This window comes from Chakrabartyella piscis (assembly GCA_030067835.1).
Classification (GTDB): Bacteria; Bacillota; Clostridia; order Lachnospirales; family Anaerotignaceae; genus Chakrabartyella; species Chakrabartyella piscis.
Window position 1 is genome coordinate 2,873,076 of sequence record CP092441.1, and the last position, 16,016, is coordinate 2,889,091.

General features: G+C 39.0%; 23 protein-coding genes. 1 reads left to right on the forward strand and 22 read right to left on the reverse strand.

The window, feature by feature from the left end; translation table 11 throughout:
• Positions 1 to 36: 36 nt before the first annotated feature.
• Positions 37 to 1,449: a sensor histidine kinase gene (locus MJY40_RS13050; RefSeq protein WP_317854634.1), complete on the reverse strand. Its 1,413-nt coding sequence runs from the start codon at positions 1,447 to 1,449 to the stop codon at positions 37 to 39.
• 146 nt (positions 1,450 to 1,595) lie between these two features.
• On the opposite strand from MJY40_RS13050, the gene MJY40_RS13055 reads away from it, so the two are divergent.
• Positions 1,596 to 1,871, forward strand: coding sequence for a hypothetical protein (locus MJY40_RS13055; RefSeq protein WP_317854635.1), 276 nt, complete (start codon positions 1,596 to 1,598; stop codon positions 1,869 to 1,871).
• 46 nt (positions 1,872 to 1,917) lie between these two features.
• On the opposite strand, the gene MJY40_RS13060 is transcribed toward MJY40_RS13055, so the two are convergent.
• The 21 genes from MJY40_RS13060 to MJY40_RS13160 all read right to left on the reverse strand — a co-directional run bounded on the left by MJY40_RS13060 (position 1,918) and on the right by MJY40_RS13160 (position 16,002).
• On the reverse strand, positions 1,918 to 2,169 hold the full coding sequence (locus MJY40_RS13060; RefSeq protein ID WP_317854636.1) for a hypothetical protein: 252 nt from the start codon (positions 2,167 to 2,169) through the stop codon (positions 1,918 to 1,920).
• 123 nt (positions 2,170 to 2,292) lie between these two features.
• Complete coding sequence (locus MJY40_RS13065) at positions 2,293 to 2,979, reverse strand: response regulator transcription factor (protein WP_317854637.1); 687 nt, start codon at positions 2,977 to 2,979, stop codon at positions 2,293 to 2,295.
• 103 nt (positions 2,980 to 3,082) lie between these two features.
• Positions 3,083 to 5,455 carry an endonuclease MutS2 gene (locus tag MJY40_RS13070; protein WP_317854638.1) on the reverse strand — a complete coding sequence of 791 codons (2,373 nt, stop codon included), beginning with the start codon at positions 5,453 to 5,455 and terminating at the stop codon, positions 3,083 to 3,085.
• Between the two features lie 322 nt (positions 5,456 to 5,777).
• Positions 5,778 to 6,692 (reverse strand): DUF4349 domain-containing protein, encoded by a 915-nt coding sequence (locus tag MJY40_RS13075; protein ID WP_317854639.1) that lies wholly within the window; start codon positions 6,690 to 6,692, stop codon positions 5,778 to 5,780.
• 538 nt (positions 6,693 to 7,230) lie between these two features.
• Positions 7,231 to 7,773, reverse strand: a complete 543-nt coding sequence (locus MJY40_RS13080; protein ID WP_317854640.1) for a bL17 family ribosomal protein — start codon at positions 7,771 to 7,773, stop codon at positions 7,231 to 7,233.
• Between the two features lie 108 nt (positions 7,774 to 7,881).
• Positions 7,882 to 8,841 (reverse strand): DNA-directed RNA polymerase subunit alpha, encoded by a 960-nt coding sequence (locus tag MJY40_RS13085; protein ID WP_317854641.1) that lies wholly within the window; start codon positions 8,839 to 8,841, stop codon positions 7,882 to 7,884.
• A gap of 93 nt (positions 8,842 to 8,934) precedes the next feature.
• The gene (gene rpsD, locus MJY40_RS13090) at positions 8,935 to 9,537 is read right to left on the reverse strand and encodes a 30S ribosomal protein S4 (RefSeq protein ID WP_317854642.1); all 603 of its coding nucleotides are present in this window, start codon (positions 9,535 to 9,537) and stop codon (positions 8,935 to 8,937) included.
• 21 nt (positions 9,538 to 9,558) lie between these two features.
• Positions 9,559 to 9,960, reverse strand: coding sequence for a 30S ribosomal protein S11 (gene rpsK, locus MJY40_RS13095; protein WP_317854643.1), 402 nt, complete (start codon positions 9,958 to 9,960; stop codon positions 9,559 to 9,561).
• A gap of 25 nt (positions 9,961 to 9,985) precedes the next feature.
• Positions 9,986 to 10,354: a 30S ribosomal protein S13 gene (gene rpsM / locus MJY40_RS13100; protein ID WP_317854644.1), complete on the reverse strand. Its 369-nt coding sequence runs from the start codon at positions 10,352 to 10,354 to the stop codon at positions 9,986 to 9,988.
• Positions 10,355 to 10,562: 208 nt separating this feature from the next.
• The gene (gene rpmJ / locus MJY40_RS13105; protein ID WP_016407807.1) at positions 10,563 to 10,676 is read right to left on the reverse strand and encodes a 50S ribosomal protein L36; all 114 of its coding nucleotides are present in this window, start codon (positions 10,674 to 10,676) and stop codon (positions 10,563 to 10,565) included.
• Positions 10,677 to 10,692: 16 nt separating this feature from the next.
• Positions 10,693 to 10,911 (reverse strand): translation initiation factor IF-1, encoded by a 219-nt coding sequence (infA, locus tag MJY40_RS13110; RefSeq protein WP_317854645.1) that lies wholly within the window; start codon positions 10,909 to 10,911, stop codon positions 10,693 to 10,695.
• Position 10,912: 1 nt separating this feature from the next.
• Positions 10,913 to 11,197: a KOW domain-containing RNA-binding protein gene (locus MJY40_RS13115; RefSeq protein ID WP_317854646.1), complete on the reverse strand. Its 285-nt coding sequence runs from the start codon at positions 11,195 to 11,197 to the stop codon at positions 10,913 to 10,915.
• Between the two features lie 18 nt (positions 11,198 to 11,215).
• Positions 11,216 to 11,854 (reverse strand): adenylate kinase, encoded by a 639-nt coding sequence (locus MJY40_RS13120; RefSeq protein ID WP_317854647.1) that lies wholly within the window; start codon positions 11,852 to 11,854, stop codon positions 11,216 to 11,218.
• A gap of 92 nt (positions 11,855 to 11,946) precedes the next feature.
• On the reverse strand, positions 11,947 to 13,212 hold the full coding sequence (gene secY / locus MJY40_RS13125) for a preprotein translocase subunit SecY (RefSeq protein WP_317854648.1): 1,266 nt from the start codon (positions 13,210 to 13,212) through the stop codon (positions 11,947 to 11,949).
• The gene (gene rplO, locus MJY40_RS13130; protein ID WP_317854649.1) at positions 13,213 to 13,653 is read right to left on the reverse strand and encodes a 50S ribosomal protein L15; all 441 of its coding nucleotides are present in this window, start codon (positions 13,651 to 13,653) and stop codon (positions 13,213 to 13,215) included.
• A 17-nt stretch (positions 13,654 to 13,670) separates the two neighbouring features.
• Positions 13,671 to 13,850: a 50S ribosomal protein L30 gene (gene rpmD, locus MJY40_RS13135; RefSeq protein ID WP_317854650.1), complete on the reverse strand. Its 180-nt coding sequence runs from the start codon at positions 13,848 to 13,850 to the stop codon at positions 13,671 to 13,673.
• Between the two features lie 13 nt (positions 13,851 to 13,863).
• Positions 13,864 to 14,364, reverse strand: a complete 501-nt coding sequence (gene rpsE, locus MJY40_RS13140) for a 30S ribosomal protein S5 (protein WP_317854651.1) — start codon at positions 14,362 to 14,364, stop codon at positions 13,864 to 13,866.
• Positions 14,365 to 14,384: 20 nt separating this feature from the next.
• Positions 14,385 to 14,753 (reverse strand): 50S ribosomal protein L18, encoded by a 369-nt coding sequence (gene rplR / locus MJY40_RS13145; RefSeq protein ID WP_317854652.1) that lies wholly within the window; start codon positions 14,751 to 14,753, stop codon positions 14,385 to 14,387.
• 71 nt (positions 14,754 to 14,824) lie between these two features.
• The gene (gene rplF, locus MJY40_RS13150) at positions 14,825 to 15,367 is read right to left on the reverse strand and encodes a 50S ribosomal protein L6 (protein WP_317854653.1); all 543 of its coding nucleotides are present in this window, start codon (positions 15,365 to 15,367) and stop codon (positions 14,825 to 14,827) included.
• A 28-nt stretch (positions 15,368 to 15,395) separates the two neighbouring features.
• Positions 15,396 to 15,797, reverse strand: coding sequence for a 30S ribosomal protein S8 (gene rpsH / locus MJY40_RS13155; protein ID WP_317854654.1), 402 nt, complete (start codon positions 15,795 to 15,797; stop codon positions 15,396 to 15,398).
• A gap of 19 nt (positions 15,798 to 15,816) precedes the next feature.
• Positions 15,817 to 16,002, reverse strand: a complete 186-nt coding sequence (locus tag MJY40_RS13160) for a type Z 30S ribosomal protein S14 (protein WP_317854655.1) — start codon at positions 16,000 to 16,002, stop codon at positions 15,817 to 15,819.
• Between the last annotated feature and the right edge of the window lie 14 nt (positions 16,003 to 16,016).

Below are 16,016 nucleotides of genomic sequence, written 5' to 3' on the forward strand. Positions count from 1 at the left end.
CAAAACCGATGTTGGTTATCATTCTTCTCTCTTCTACTATTCTGCCAATTGCAATGTGAATATAAAGGTAGTTCCTTCACCTTCAACGCTTTTCATGGTTACTTTTTCGCCATGTGCTTGCATAAAATCACGTACAATTGCCAAGCCAATACCGCTTCCATGTTTATCCAAGTTTCTAGTAGGATCTCCTTTATAGAAACGATCAAACACATATTTTTGATCCTTTGTAGAAATACCCGCACCATAGTCTTTGATGGAAACAAGCACCTTATTGCGTTCTGTCAAAGTGGTTTCCACCTCAATGACAGCCTCCATATCTGAAAACTTAATGGCGTTGCTCATAAGGTTTTGCACCACACGAGATATTTTATCACGATCTCCTGAAACAATGGTTTTTTGTTCTGCAAACATGGCTTTGATGGACATTTTCTTTTCATTGAGTTGCGGTTCAAAGATGGTGATGTTTTCACGAATCAAAGCATTGATATCGAAATCTTCCAAATCCAACAAGATACATGAGCTTTCTGCTCGATTCAAATCACCAATACCCTCTGTCAAACGTGACAAACGATAGGTTTCTTCCAGCACAATTTGCAAATATCGTTCTTGCTTTTCTGGTGGTATGGTACCATCCAAAAGAGCTGTCAAGAATCCTTGCATAGAAGTCAAAGGGGAACGCAAATCATGTGACACATTGCCAATGAAATCTCTACGTGTTTTATCATTATTTTCCAAACTTTCTGCCATATGGTTGAAACTTTCTGCCAGTTCACCCAATTCATCATTGGTGCGTATTTCCACTCGTTTTTCAAAATTACCCCCAGCAATTTCCTTTGCAACTGCATTCATATCGGTGATGGGTTGAATCATACGTTTGAAATAGCCATAACCAGCCAAAATAGAGAAGGCAAAAATCACCAATACACCAATCAAACCTGCAAAATACATATCGTACAAAGATTCTTGCATTTCTGCTGTGGATCGAATCATTACAATCCCTGACATTTGTCCAACACTCATTGGATATCCAACCAATAAAATTGGATCTTTGGTGAAGGTAGACTGACTGGAGGACATGGTTACAATGTTGTTACGTCCCATACCATCTAAAATTTCTTCGTATTCAAAAATTTCACCCAAAAGTGCTTCTCCAAGCAAAGGAGAACACAAAACCACCATACCATTGTTGTTGACGATGGCAACGCTGGCATCCATATATTCTTCCAAAACCTGCAATTCATAACTCAAATTATTCATTTCACCTGTTTCATATGCTTCCACAAATGCAGCTGTGATTTTCGTTCCTTGTGCAATCAATTTATCTTTTTTTTCATCCATATAACGCTGTGTGTATACAACAGACAAGACTGCACACAAAGCAACTGCACAGGTAACCAGTGCCAAAACATATAAAATCATTTGTTTTTTGATAATTGAACTGTTTTTCATTTGAACCTCCAAAGAAAATACTTTCTTTCTACAAAAAAAATGGTATAATGATTGTAGTAATCAGTAGAAACTGAAATCTTGGTTTTGAAATTGTTGTGTATATCCGCTAGAGAAAGGAGCATACGGTTTTTCCGTTATCAACCATAATGAATTTTTTGAAAAACACCACCAGAAACACCAAAATTTTAATTGTTTTGGCAATCTTCATTCTCATTCGTACTCCTTGGGGTGCTTTGAACTCCTTCCACTATTTGCTATTTTGCTTGTTGTTGTTCAGTTTGATTATGCGTATGAATAATGTCATTGTACGCAAACAGAAAATCAAGCAAATGGAAATGCGTCGTGCACAAATGGATGCTGAAGTGGTTTCTGAAGAAGTTGTTGCTGAAGAACCAATTGTAGAAACCGAAACAAAAGAATAAAATAATTCTTGTAGGGGTGAACCTGTGTGTTCTCCCCTTTTTCAATTTATCGTTTTTGTATCCAATATATTGCTTGGTCGTAATCCACTTTACGCACATAAATCACATATTGACACTGACTTCCTGTCATAATATCAATCATATCTCGACCACCATCAAAAATAGGTGATCTACTGAATTTATCCATTACTTTGATGGTATAATCGATACCATTGACTGCCAATGTATCTCGAATTTTGGCTTGTTCATCCATGGAATAGGTTCTCCACAATTCTCTACGATTGAAGATGGTAATCATATGGATTCCTCCTATTATAGTGGTTTATGATAGGTGCATACATTGCATTTTTGTTGTATGGCAATTGATAACGGAATGCATACAATGCATTCCCTACGAGTATATTCGCATTATATTCGAAATTTATTTATCTTCAAATTTATAACCAACACTCCAAACAGTGCGTATGCCCCATGCATCCCCTTGATTGAGTTTTTCACGAATCCGTTTTACATGGACATCCACAGTTCTGGTGTCGCCAATATACTCATATCCCCAGATGCGATCCAAAAGCTGTTCTCTGGTAAACACACGATTTGGATTTTCTGCCAAATAGTGGAACAATTCAAACTCTTTTGGTGGAAAGTCCACTTGTGCTCCATGGTACAAAACAGTGTAGTTGGAAACATTGATTTCCAAATTTTCGTATCTGAGTACCTTGCTTTCTGTTTCTGGTTTTGTTTCATAGCGACGCAAAACCGCCTTCACACGTGCCACCAATTCCTTGGTATCAAATGGTTTTACCATATAATCATCAGCACCCAATTCCAAACCAAGAACCTTATCGAAGGTTTCACCCTTTGCAGTCAACATGATAATAGGCACTTTATTGGTTTTGCGTACTTCTGCACAGACTTGGTAGCCATCCATACCTGGTAGCATCAAATCCAAAATAATCATATCTGGTTGGTATGTTGCAACCATTGTGATGGCATCTCGACCATCATAAACTTCCTTGGTATCAAAACCTTCCTTCATCAGATATAAAGAAATCAATTCTGCAATATGTTGGTCATCGTCTACAATGAGTACTTTTTGTCTTCCACCCATATTCATCAGCTCCTTTTGCTGGCGACCACAGGTCGCCCCTACGATGTTGTGTATCAATTGGGTGGATATGGAAACCCACCTCTACGTTTGATTCGAGTTACGCTTATTTCAATTCTACAACGGTTACACCAGCTTCTCCTTCACCATACACACCAGGTCTATGGCTTTTTACATGGGAATTGGCACGCAGATAGCTTTGTACGCCAGCACGCAAAGCACCAGTTCCTTTGCCATGGATGATGGTGATTTGTTTCAAACCAGACAAGTACGCATCGTCGATATATTTATCAATTCTGCTGATGGCTTCATCCACCATTTGACCTCTACAGTCAATTTCTGCATTGATAAAGCTACTTTTTGCTGCTCGTACATTGTTTTGGCGTTTTGGTTGTTGTTTCACCTTTGGTTCTTTGGTATCGTCTATCATCAATTCTGCAAGGGGAATACGCACCTTCATACTGCCCATTTGCACCATAACTTCTTTATTTTTATCAGGCATAGAGATTGCAGTTCCCCTTTGGTCAAAGGAAATGACATAGACCTTTTGTCCTACTTGCAAGTTTTCTGGTGGTTTGTGTGTTGCTTTCGCTTTATTGGAAGCCAAGAAATCTGCTTGCACAGAAGACAGTTTTTCTTTGAGTTTGGTACGTTGTTCCACCATTTTTTGTTGGTTGCTCTTTTCCTTTGCCATACGCGTCATTTCTTTGATGATGGCATCTGCTTCTTCTTTTGCCTGTGCATAGACCAGTCTTGCTTCTTCTCTGGATTTCTCCAAGATTTTTTCTTGTTGCAATCTTGTTTTTTCCTTTTGGTGTTCCACTTCTTTTTTCAAGCGTTCTGCTTCTTTTCTATATTCTTCTGCTCGTTCTTGTTCAAACACAACAGATTTTTTGCTGATTTCCAAATCTGTGATGACATCTTCAAATCTGGCTTCATCTTGCGAAATGAAGGTTTTTGCACTTTCCAGAATATAGTCTTGCAATCCAAGTCTTTTGGAAATGGCAAATGCATTGCTCTTTCCTGGAATGCCAATGAGCAATTTATAGGTTGGTCTCAAAGTTTCCACATCAAACTCACAAGAGCCATTTTCTACATTTTCTGTAGACAAAGCGTATACCTTGAGTTCGCTATAGTGGGTTGTAACCGCTGTACGAATGCCACGATCTTTCAGCGCTTGGATAATGGCAATTGCCAGTGCTGCACCTTCTGTAGGGTCAGTACCAGCACCCAATTCATCGAAGAGAACCAAAGAATTGTCTGTCACTTCTGACAAAATGCTGACAATATTGGTCATATGAGATGAGAAGGTACTTAAACTTTGCTCAATGCTTTGTTCATCACCAATGTCTGCAAACACATGGTCAAATACCGTCAATTGGGATTCTGATGATGCTGGAATATGAAGTCCTGCTTGTCCCATCAAAGAGAATAAGCCCAAAGTTTTCAGTGCAACCGTTTTACCACCTGTATTGGGTCCTGTGATGAGAAGGGTTGTAAATTCTTTGCCCAAATATACATCAATGGGTACCACTGTTTTGGCATCCAACAATGGATGTCTCCCCTTTTTGATTTGGATATAGCCCTTTGTATTGAAGAAAGGTTGTGTGGCTTCCATGGAAATGGACAATTCACCCTTTGCAAAGATAAAGTCCATTTGTGCCAAAAGCTCCATGTCTGCTTCCAAAATCACAACGTATTCTGTAACCATGCGTGACAATTCTGCCAAAATCTTATTGATTTCTTCCTTTTCTTTGGCTTGCAATTCCTTCACTTGGTTGTTCAACTTAATGACGCTCATAGGTTCCATAAACAATGTAGAACCTGTGTTGGATTGGTCATGCACCATACCCGGGAATGTGTTTCTATACTCACTTCGAACAGGCACACAATATCTATCATTACGAATGGTGATTACGTAATCCTGCAACATATTGCGATATGCAGATGAGGAAATGATACCATTCAAATGGTCTTTGACACGTTCATTATATACTTTGATTTCTTTACGAATGCGACCCAACTCTGAGCTGGCTGCATCTGAAATCTCTGTCTCTGATAGAATACATCTGGTCAATTCGTTTTCCAAAGATGGAATTGGAGCCAACAAATCGAAATATTCTTCCAATCTTGGTGCCACAATATCCTTATTATCATTCATACCATAATTTTTGATTTTTCGACATACATACAAAAATTCACCAATTGCCATCAATTCTGGTATGGATAACACACCACCTAAGCTGGCACGTTTCATTTGTGGACGCACTTCTCTAAGCCCACCAAAGGAAGGTGTGCCTTTTCTGAGCATCATTTGGACTGCTTCACTGGTTTCTTGTTGCCACAAAATGATATCACTCATAATTGGAGATGGTTCCAAAGCCAACGCACGTTCCTTTGCCATTGGTGACACCGCAAGCCCAGACAAGCGTTCTATGATTTTATAAAATTCTAATGTTCGTAATGCTTTTTCGTTCATTCTATACCTCACAAAATTTTCAGACTTATTTATCTTATCATACCACAAAATTGGTATGGTAACAACATTGTGCATATTGAATTTTGTGGCAAAGAAATTTTTCATTTCAGGTATCGTAGGGGCGGATTCCGTATCTGCCCGTTTCATTTACATAAAAAATGGCGGGAGCAAGCCCCCGCCCTACAACACCATTTTTTGTAGAGGAGGATATCATCCTCCCGCATCATTCCGCCAAAACCAAGATCCTTCGCTACGCTCTGGATGACAATACTATCTCATCTTGTCATTCAGAGGAACGCAATGACGAAGAATCTTTGTTTTATCATTCTTCCTCATTTTGTTTCGTACCCTCATTTTTCTTTCTCATTGCCAAAATCTTCTTTGCACCTTTATTGGCTTTGCGATACACCACAAATACCACACCAAATACAATCAAAATTCCAATCCAATTGTAAGCAACAAACACAGCCAAATCTTCGCAGGTATCCACCACATTGCCCAAACCACCAGTGAATGCATTTGCCAAACGTCCACCAAAACCAATTGGTGTTTCTTCTACATTGGAAAGCTTATTCACTTCTTGGATGTTCACATAAACCGTTGCATAATCCACCATAGAATCGTATTGCGTCATAGTACCAGACAAGCTATCGATGTATTGTTCTGTTTCAGAAATGGCACTTTCGATGGTGATGATATCTTCCATAATATCTGCTTGTTGAAGCAAAACTTGCAAGCGTTCCAATTTGATTTCTTGTGTTTCCAGTCTACTTTGGGTATCGTAATATTGGAAACTGATTTCTTCTGCACTGGAAGAACTATGAGTCACCAAAGAAAGCTCTCCTGCTTGTTCTGTAAATGCCACCAAATTTTCTTGTGGCAAACGCACCACGTAATCACCATAGCGATAACTACCCTGATTTCTAACGCTACTATTTTGGAAATATCCATCCATTTCTTCCACCAATTCTCCAAAAGCAGCAATGGTTTCTGCAAAGGATGTGGTTTCCATTTGCAAATCAGCTGTATAGATGAATTTGGCACTTTTGGTGGTTTCCATTGTATTGATGCCACCACCAGATGTTGCAACACCCATTTCCATATCCATTACCACAGCTTCTTCCATTGCCATTTCTGACATGGAACTTGATGTGGATGCAGTACTATCACTGAAACTGCTGCCACATCCACTAAGAACCATCATCATCATAACCAATACACATAACATTTTCTTCATACCATACGCCTCCTTATTGTATGCACACAAGACTCTTTTGTCTTTTGACGTATATGAGTTCCAAAAAGTTCCAATGTTTTGGTTTTTATTTTTTGTAATAGCGTATTAATGAAGTATAGGTTATTTATATAATGTGTAGTTGCGGAGCGATGAGGGCATCGCTCCCTACAAAAACCAAAAACGTAAATACGATATACTTGTAGGGGCGATTCACGAATCGACCTCTGGTCTTTGAACGGGCGACCACTAGTCGCCCCTACGAAAACCAAAACCATAAATATGATGTACTTGTAGGGGCACCCCTGCGTGGGTGCCCGTCATGAACAGCCATAACCCAAACGGGTGGGCATGGAAACCCACCCCTACAAAATACGTTGATTTTATGGTTTTATCTGATCACTGACCACTCTTCACTATTTCAACTACAGATGATAAGGATAATGTGTAGTACGCACTCCATTTATCTTTCATTCTTATTATTTCAGCCAACAAAAAAAGCTCCCTTCCATCATCTGGAAAAGAGCTTTTGCATTTGAAATTATACCAATTCAATGATAACTTCCATAGCAGCGTCGCCTTTTCTTGCGCCCAATTTGACCATTCTAGTGTAACCACCAGTACGACCTACATATTTAGGAGCAATTTCGTCGAACATTTTTGCAGCCATGTCAACTTCTTTTGTGTTCTTTCTAACGGATTTTCCGTCAGCAGGAACTTCTGTTACAGGGTAAAGGTAAGCAAGAATTTGACGACGAGCAGCCAATCTGGATGCATTGTCTTTTTTCACTGTTTTCTTAACTTCATCATAAACAGTTACTTTTTTGCCATTTACTACTTCTTTTACTCTTTTGCCAGAAGCGTCTTTTTTAGCAACTTTTGCAAGAACTTCAACTTCTTCAAAATTGTCTTTTTCTTTCACAGCAATTGTGATCAATTTTTCAGCAATTCTTCTGATTTCTTTTGCTCTTGTTTCAGTTGTTTTGATTTTACCGTGATACAACAAATTTGTAACTTGGTTTCTCAACATCGCTTTTCTTTGAGAAGATGTTTTGCCAAGTTTTCTATAACCGGATGCGTGCATGGTAATCCTCCTTGTTTTGCCCCGTAAAATTTTGCACAACCAATCTGCTTCATCGGTCTTATGATTGGATGTAATTCTACGGTAAATAATAGTATCTAATCAAACAAATTATTCGTCGCTTGGTCTCAAGGACAAAGTGAGTTCTGCCAATTTGTTCAATACTTCTTCAAAGGACTTACGTCCCAAGTTTCTAACTTTCATCATTTCTTCTTCTGTCTTATTGGTCAAGTCTTCTACTGTGTTGATACCTGCTCTCTTCAAGCAGTTGTAAGAACGTACAGAAAGATCCAATTCTTCAATACTCATTTCAAGAACTTTTTCTTTTTTACCTTCTTCTTTTTCTACCATAATAGAAGTGTCTTTTGCATTATCAGACAGATCGATGAACAAGTTCAAATGTTCATTCAAAATTTTTGCACCGTAGCTGACTGCATCGTCTGGCGCAATGGTACCATTGGTCCACACTTCCAATGACAATTTGTCATAGTCTGTGATTTGACCGACACGAGTGTTTTCCACAAGGAAATTCACTCTTGTTACAGGTGTGAAAATACTATCTACAGGAAGCATTCCGATTGGTTGGTCATCCTTTTTGTTTTTGTCTGCACCAATATATCCACGGCCTTTGTTCACTGTAATTTCCATATACAATTTCGCATTTGCACCACCAGAAAGGGTTGCAATGTGGTGATCTGCGTTCAAAATTTCGATATCGCTATCGCATTTGATATCAGATCCTTTTACTTCACAATCGCCTTCTGCATCAACATAAATGACTTTGGTTTCATTACCTTCGCCAGTATATTTGATTGCAAGGCCTTTCAAGTTCAAAATAATTTCTGTAACGTCTTCTTTTACGCCAGGAATTACGCTAAATTCATGGAGAACGCCATCGATTTTGACATTGCTTACAGCAACGCCAGGCAATGAAGAAAGCAAAATTCTTCTAAGTGAGTTGCCCAATGTTGTTCCGTAACCTCTTTCCAAAGGTTCCACTACAAATTTACCATAAGTTCCATCCGGTGCCATCTCTGCAATCTCAATACGAGGTTTTTCAAATTCAAACACTCTCGCTCAAACCTCCCTTTTATAATATAAGGTGTCAAGGGGCTATTTTGCCCCATGACTTGTTGATTGACTAATTTGTACGACCGTTTCAGATTATTTGGAATACAATTCTACGATAAATCTTTCTTCAACAGGTACATCAATTTGTGCTCTTGTTGGTCTAGCAACCACTGTACCGCTCAATGCGTCGTGGTTTGCCAAAAGCCATTCAGGAACGATTCTACCGTCTGTTACAGACAAGATATCTTTGTATCTTTGAATGGATTTGTATTTTTCTCTGATTTCCACAACATCGCCAGCTTTTACAATGTAAGATGGGATGTCAACTGGTTTACCATTTACAAATACGTGTTTGTGACGAACAATTTGTCTGGATTCTTTTCTTGTTCTACCGTAACCCAAACGGAACATTACGTTGTCCAATCTAAGTTCCAAAATCATAAGCAAGTTTTCACCAGGGATACCTTCTTTTTTAGCCATTTTAACAGCTTGTGCATAGTATCCTCTAAATTGTTTTTCCAAAACTCCGTAAATGAATTTTGCTTTTTGTTTTTCTCTCATTTGCAAGCCATATTCGCTCATTTTTCTGCCTGCACGAGGATTTTCTTTTTTGGATTTTTTATCAATACCAAGGTATGTTGGATCCAAGTTCAAAGATCTACATCTCTTGAGTACAGGTACTCTATCTCTTGCCATTTCTGTTACACCTCCTGATGATTATACTCTTCTGCGTTTAGGTGGTCTACAACCATTGTGAGGAACGGGTGTTACGTCTTTGATCATTGTAACGTCCAAACCTGCAGCTTGCAATGCACGGATTGCAGCTTCACGACCTGAACCAGGTCCTTTTACAAAAACTTCAATGGTTTTCAAACCGTAATCAGATGCAGCTTTTGCAGCTGTGTCTGCTGCCATTTGTGCTGCATAAGGTGTGGATTTTTTGGAACCTCTGAAGCCCAATTGGCCAGCACTTGCCCAAGACAAAGCGTTACCAACTGCGTCAGTAATTGTAACAATTGTATTGTTAAAAGTAGATTGAATGTGAGCTTGACCACGTTCTACTTTTCTTTTATCACGGCGTCTGCGATTTGATGTCTTTTTCACAGTTTTTTTAGCCATTTGTCAAACCTCCTTTAGAAATCAATTATTTCTTCTTATTCGCAACGGTCTTTCTAGGACCTTTTCTTGTTCTTGCGTTTGTTTTTGTTTTTTGTCCTCTTACAGGAAGACCTTTTCTGTGGCGAATGCCTCTATAACATCCGATTTCCACAAGACGTTTGATGTTGAGTGCGATTTCACGTCTCAAATCCCCTTCTACTTTTTGGGATTTGTCGATTACTTCACGGATTTTAGCAACTTCGTCGTCTGTCAAATCTCTTACTCTTGTATTCAAATCTACACCAGCTTCGTTCAAAATACGAACAGCGCTTGGGTGACCGATACCGTAAACATAAGTCAAACCATATTCAATACGTTTTTCTCTTGGTAAGTCTACACCAGCAATACGTGCCATGTATCTCTACACCTCCTATGATAATTCACTAATCTATTGTTTCAATTTCTTTGCATAAGCATATCCGTTGGGCATTACAAACAAATTGGACAACCGTCAAGTATGTCTGCTGTCTTTGCTATTAACTGTATACTCCTTCGAATATATTGACGGATTTCTCACGGACAATCAAGGGTTTCTGCCCCCTTATTTCACCACAAAAAATATATCAGCCTTGTTTTTGTTTATGCTTTGGATTTTCACAAATGACCATTACACGACCTTTTCTTTTGATGATTCTGCATTTTTCACACATTGGTTTTACAGATGGTCTTATTTTCACTGTGATCGCTCCTTCCTTATTTTGCTCTCCAAATAATACGACCCTTGGTCAAATCATAAGGTGACATTTCCACTAATACCTTATCACCAGGCAAAATACGAATGAAATTCATACGCAATTTTCCTGAAATGTGTGCCAAAATTTTATGACCATTTTCCAATTCAACTTGGAACATAGCATTTGGCAATTTTTCGAGTATGGTTCCTTCTACTTCTAATACGTCATCTTTTGACAAGTTAAGAACCTCCTTTGTCTACTGCTTTTTCGTTATACATTTTGATTGCTTTGCGGATGGTTGCATCCAAGAGATTCTCTTTTTGCACCAAACACTTGGCTATTTCTGCGTCCACATAATGAGTTGGTTGCAAATGTTTTGGGTTTTTCTTTTTGGGTTTGTCTAATGTGCGACGTTTACCATCAACCACATAAACGAAGGAACCTTCTAAAGAATGCACCAGCATCATTTCTCCCTTATCGTGTCCGTCTTTGGAATATACCATTTGACCGATTTGAAATTCCAACTACATCACCTTTAGCCTTTATTGTTCTAAACCTTTGATTATTGCATTTGTGATTTCAGAAATAGATTCTGTTCCATCTACTTTCACCAACAAACCTTTTTCCTGATAGAATGTCACCAAAGTTTCACTCTGATCGTGGAAGGTTTGGATTCGTTTGACACCAGATTCAATGGTATCATCAGAACGCTGCACCAATTTGTTGTGGCAGACATCACAGAAACCTTTTTTCTTAGATGGTTTATGGATACGATTATAAGTTGAACCACAACGCAAGCAAGTTTGTCTTGCAGTCAAACGATCCAAAAGGAGTTCATCAGGCACTTCAATGTAAATCGCCTTATCAATCTCCACCATCTTTTCAAATTTTTGGGCTTGCACTTGTGTTCGAGGAAAGCCATCCAAGATAAATCCGTTTGCACAGTCATCTTGTTTGATTCTTTCTTTTACAATAGCTATAATGATTTCGTCGGAAACTAAGCCACCAACCGCAATGATGTCTTTTACTTGTTTACCCAGCTCTGTTTCTTTGGCAACGGCTTCTCTCAAAATATCACCTGTTGAGATACGCACGATGTTGTATCGTTCTACCAATGCGGAACCTTGGGTTCCTTTTCCTGCTCCAGGTGCTCCAATGAGAACTAATTTCATATCAATCATTACCTCTTTTCTATCGCTCAGCCCTTCTCTTTTTGTGTGACTCCCCAAAGCCAACTCCCGGGAATGCACGAAGCATCCCCTAAGAATTGAACTTATTCACTCAAAAAGCCTTTGTAATGGCGCATCAACAATTGACTTTCAAGAGATTTTACGACGTCCAAAGCAACGCCAACCACGATGATCAAAGTTGTACCACCAAAACCTACATTGATACTGAAAATCCATTGCAAAAGGATAGGTACCAATGCCAAGAGTGCGTAACAGATACCACCAACAAGTGTAATTCTGTTTACAACTCTTGCAATATAAGCGCTTGTAGGTTGACCAGGTCTAATACCAGGAATGAACCCACCGTTCTTTTTCATATTCATCGCAATTTCGTTTGGATTGATTACGATTGATGTGTAGAAATATGTGAAGAACAAAATCAAAAGTACATATAGTACAGCACCCACAGGATGTGTCATAGATGTATATTCTAGCACAGTTTCGAATGCATCACTCTTATTGGAAATGAAATTACCAATTTGTTGAGGGAATTGCAACAAAGAAAGTGCAAAGATGATAGAAATAACACCTGCTGTGTTTACTTTGATTGGCATATGTGTTCCTCTACCGCCCATTTGAGAGCGACCTGCCATTTTGGAAGAATATTGTACAGGCAATCTTCTTTCGCCAGTGTTTACACAAACGATGAATGCCAAAACAATAATTAAAATAACCAAGATTGCAACTACTTTACCAACACCAACCAAGCCAGAGCCTGTAATGGTGTAGTACAATGTTGCGATGCCTTGTGGCAAAGAGGAAATGATATTGATAAAGATTACCATAGAGGAACCGTTACCAATGCCTTTTGCTGTGATTTGCTCTGCAAGCCACATGATAAACATAGTACCGCAAACCAAAGAGATTACAGAAGCAACATAGAACAATGGATTGTTGGATACGAACATACTTTTGTAAGTATAAGTCAAGCCAGCACCTTGGATGAATGCCAAGATTACTGTACCGTATCTGCTATATCCTTGCAATTTTTTACGTCCTTCTGGACCTTCTTTGGAAAGTTGTTCAAATTTTGGAATGGCTATGGTCAACAATTGCATAATAATGGATGCTGTGATGTATGGACCAATACCCATTGCAAACAATGACCAGCTGGAGTTTGCACCACCAGCAATCATGTTATACAAAGTTCCCATTCCCATTGCTTCACGAGCAGCAGCAACGCCAGAAACGTCGATACCAGGCAAAGCAATCAAAGTTCCCATTCTGATGATCGCAAAAATCATCAAAGTGTAAAGAATTTTGCTTCTAATTTCTTTTGTTTTCCAAGAATTCGCAAAAATTTTGAACAATTAGATCACCTCTGCTTTTCCGCCGGCTGCTTCAATCTTTTCCTTAGCAATTTCACTGTAGTAATTTACTTGGATTGTAAGCTTTCTTTCTAATTCACCGTTACCGAGGATTTTCACGCCATCACGAGGATTGCTGATCAAACCAACGGATTTCAAAGCATTGATGTCAACTACTGTATCATTTTCGAAAACATTCAACATATTTACGTTGATTGCTACGATATTTTTGCTGTTTCTACAAGTAAAACCTCTTTTTGGAAGACGTCTGTACAAAGGCATTTGACCGCCTTCAAAACCAGCTTTACCGCCAGTACCAGCACGTTGGCCTTGACCTTTATGACCTCTACCAGCTGTTTTACCGTTACCTGTTGCATGACCTCTACCACGTCTCCAAGCTTTTTCTTTGGAGCCAGCTGCTGGTCTCAATTCGCATAAGTTCATTTGTGCACCTCCTCAAATCAAATTTCTTCAACTTTTACAAGGTGGCTAATTTGGTGAATCATACCTCTAATAGCCGCATTGTCTTGTTGAACCACACTGCTGTGTGTTTTTTTAAGTCCCATTGCTTGAACTGTTCTTTTATGTTTCGGAATTGCTCCGATTGTAGATTTCACCAAAGTGATTTTTAATTCAGCCACTGTCAATTCCTCCTTAACCTAAGAGTTCTTCAACAGTAAGACCACGAAGTTTTGCAACTTCTTCAGGTGTTGTCGCTCTGGACAAACCTTCGATTGTTGCGCTAACAACGTTTCTCTTATTGTTAGAACCCAAGGATTTTGTTCTGATATTACGCACGCCAGCCAATTCCAATACAGAACGAGCAGGACCACCAGCGATAACACCAGTACCTTCTGCAGCAGGCATCAACAATACTTGTGCACTGCCGTATACGCCTTTTACTTCATGGAAGATACTATCTACATCATTCATGTTTACTTTGATGATGTTTTTCATAGCGTCTTCTTTACCTTTACGGATCGCATCAGGAATTTCCGCTGCTTTACCCATACCGCAACCAACGTGGCCATTGCCATCGCCAACTACAACGAGTGCTGCGAATCTAAATGTACGACCACCTTTAACAACCTTAGTTACACGGTTGATGGTTACTACTTTATCTTTCAGATCTAAAGTACTTGGATCGATTTTCATAAACTTACTTCCTCCTTGCCTTAGAATTGTAGTCCGGCTTCTCTTGCAGCATCTGCCAAAGCTTTCACTTTACCGTGGTAAACGAATCCGCCTCTGTCAAATACTACTTCAGTAATGCCTTTTTCAACTGCTTTTTTAGCAATTACTTCGCCAACAACTGCAGCTGCAGCAACTGTGGAAGTAAATTCTACTTTGCTAGCAACTTCAGATTCCATTGTAGATGCAGCAACAAGTGTAACACCTGCTACGTCATCAATCAATTGTGCATACATATGCTTGTTGGATCTGAAAACTGCCAATCTTGGTCTTTGTGCTGTACCACTGATGTGGTTACGGATTCTGTAGTGTCTTTTGACACGAGCCGCAGCACGAGATGGCTTATTAATCATTGTATGTTCACTCCATTTCTTAAAAATTAGTCATTTTCCGATATAAATAGATTTACGCAACCTTAGCGAAATTATTTCTTACCGGTCTTACCAACTTTACGTCTGATTCTTTCGTCAGAGTATTTGATCCCTTTACCTTTGTAAGGTTCTGGTGGTCTTTTTGTTCTGATTTCAGCTGCAAATTGACCAACTTTTTCTTTATCAATACCTTTAACGATGATTTTGTTTGTGCCTTCTACAATAGATTCAATTCCATCTGGATCTTCCATGATCACTGGATGAGAATAACCTAATGTCAAAGTCAATTTTTTACCAGCTTTTGCTGCTCTGTAACCAACACCGTTGATTTCCAAAGTTTTTTGATATCCTTCTGTAACACCAACGATCATGTTGAAAAGCAATGTTCTTGTCAAACCGTGAAGTGCTTTGTGTTTTTTCAATTCACTTGGTCTGTCAACAACGATTACTCCATCTTCCATCGCGATGTTCATGTCTGCGGAAAATTTTCTCTCAAGTGTTCCTTGAGGTCCTTTTACTGTAACCAAGTTACCTTCGCCGATTTTGATTTCAACGTTTGCAGGAACTGTTACAGGCAATCTACCAATTCTGGACATGGTCTGCTCCTCCTATATATCTCTCTAATTACCAAACAAAAGCGATTACTTCGCCGCCGATGTTTGCGTTTCTTGCTTCTTTATCTGTCATCAAACCTTGGCTTGTGGAGATAATTGCGATGCCCAAACCGCCCAAAACTTTAGGCAATTCATCTGCACCAGCAAAAACTCTAAGACCAGGTTTGGAAATTCTTTTGATACCTGTGATAACTTTGTCATTTTTGGTTTCGCCATATTTAAGACTCACACGAATAGTAGCTTTTACACCATCTTCGATGACTTCATAACCTTTAACGTAACCTTCTTTGATCAAAATGTCTGCAATTGCTTTTTTCATTTTGGAAGCAGGAACATCTACAGTATCGTGTTTCGCTGTGTTACCGTTTCTGATTCTTGTAAGCATATCAGCAATAGGATCGCTCATTGACATTTGAATTCCTCCTTTCTTATTACCAGCTTGCTTTTTTCACGCCGGGAATTTGACCTTTGTATGCCAATTCACGGAAGCAAATACGGCAGATTCCATATTTTTTCAAAACAGAGTGAGGTCTACCACAAACTCTGCAACGAGTGTAAGCTCTAGTAGAGAACTTTGGCTCTCTTTGTTGCTTTACAATCATAGATTTTTTAGCCATTTTTGTCCCTCCCT